We start from the raw sequence: 1,901 nt of genomic DNA, 5'->3' as shown, positions 1-1,901 counted from the left end.
CATCATTTCATTTGGTTTTACTTCAATATACCCCTGCTTCTTCTCATGCGGAAAAGGCTTTGCCATTAATTTTGCAGCATCAGGCTTTTCTGCAATTAGTAAGAATTTTTCATCAAGCATGTATCATCACCATCCCCATGCATTTATCAAAATAAAAAAGATACAGCTGCTATGTGCAATTGTATCTTTAAACTAAATAAATATTGTATTCACTTACGTAAAATATTTTAAGGAGTTATGTGTTGTTTTTATAAAGATTTTTTTACCTGCTCCATATCTTTATCAATAATGGTTAGTAATGCTGCTTTTGTTCGGTTGTTTACAGCTCTTAAACGAGTGGATTGAGCGCGGATACTTTCCTCAACTACATTTCTTACAAAACGACCATTTCCACCTAACTCTAACCCCATTTTTAAGATATGGGACAAAATAATACAGGACTCATGCGTTAACCTATATTCTTTATCACTATACATTTTTATAGCAATTTCAAATAATTCTTTTAAAGAATAGTCTTTAAATGGGATTTGAATATTAAACCTTGAAGACAGTCCTTGATTAATTTGTAAAAACTTATCCATATCATCACTATAACCAGCCACAATTACAACTAATTCGTCTCTATAATCCTCCATTGCCTTAACAAGAGTATCAATTGCCTCTTTACCAAATTGATCATTGTTTTGAGCTAAGCTATAAGCTTCATCGATAAAGAGAACTCCTCCAAGTGCGGATTCAATGACATCTTTAGTCTTGAGTGCTGTTTGTCCTACATACCCTGCCACTAAGTCTGATCTATCTACTTCAACCAAATGTCCTGTTTTTAGAACACCTAATTCTTTAAGAAGTTGAGCAACTATTCTCGCAAAAGTAGTTTTACCAACCCCAGGACTTCCCTTAAATACCATATGAAGTGATTGATCTGTATTTTTTAAATTTAACTTTTTTCGTTCTTGATTAATATATATTTGATCCTCTAATGAACGAATTAAATTTTTTACTTCTTCATTACCAATTAATTTATTCAGTTCATTCTCAAGAGAGAATGTCTTATCCGTAATCCCAAAATCAGTAGATGACAACTGATTTAAAGGTATACTTGGATTCATGTTGTACACTACTGCATGTTTTCTAATGGCTGTTTCTATAGTATTGCGTATCATGCGAGCATTTCCAACATCTTTCTTACCTTTCAACTGTTTACTTTCAAATAGTTCTTTTAATTTAGGTAATAAACCCACTTCTAAAGTACAATTTTGTTCTTTTATCATTCTTTGTGCAATGCTAACTAACTCATCAGAATTATAATCTTCAAGTATTACCGTATTTGCAATACGTGACTGAAGACCACTATTAGTTTTTAACAATTGCCGCATTTCTTCTGAATAACCAGCCAGTATTACTACAAATTCTCCTCTATGATCTTCCATTGCTTTGACTAAAGTATCAATTGCCTCTTTACCAAAATCTTGTTCTCCACCTCTTGCTAAAGCATAAGCTTCATCGATAAAGAGAACTCCACCCATAGCTCTTTGAATAGCATCTTTTGTTTTGGCAGCGGTCTGTCCTACATATTCAGAAACTAAGTCATTTCTAGAGACTTCAACTACATTCGCATTTTGAACGATACCTAATCCATATAAGATTTTTGCTAAAATCCTAGCAGCTGTGGTCTTTCCAACTCCTGCATTTCCTAAGAATACAGTATGAAATGATTGATTACTTACTGAAAATCCTTTTTGCGCTCTTTCATTTTGAAATTCAACTAATGCAACTAATTCAATTAAGAAGTCCTTAAACTTTCTTAATCCTATTAATTTACTTGCTTCATATAAAGACTTATTTACATAATTATATTTTTCAATTTCAGCAGCTTCTCTTTTTGTGACTGCTTTATCCAT

General features: G+C 32.3%; 1 protein-coding gene. It reads right to left on the bottom strand.

Annotation, left to right across the window (positions count from 1 at the left end):
* Nucleotides 1–248 precede the first annotated feature (248 nt).
* Nucleotides 249–1,901 (bottom strand): AAA family ATPase (locus RCF13_RS11775; protein ID WP_308141211.1); only part of this gene is annotated, 1,653 nt, incomplete at its 5' end.

It is taken from the genome of Stenotrophomonas maltophilia group sp. RNC7, from assembly GCF_030910085.1.
In the GTDB taxonomy this organism is placed as follows: domain Bacteria; phylum Pseudomonadota; class Gammaproteobacteria; order Xanthomonadales; family Xanthomonadaceae; genus Stenotrophomonas; species Stenotrophomonas sepilia.
This window is presented reverse-complemented; position numbering and strand designations above follow the sequence as displayed.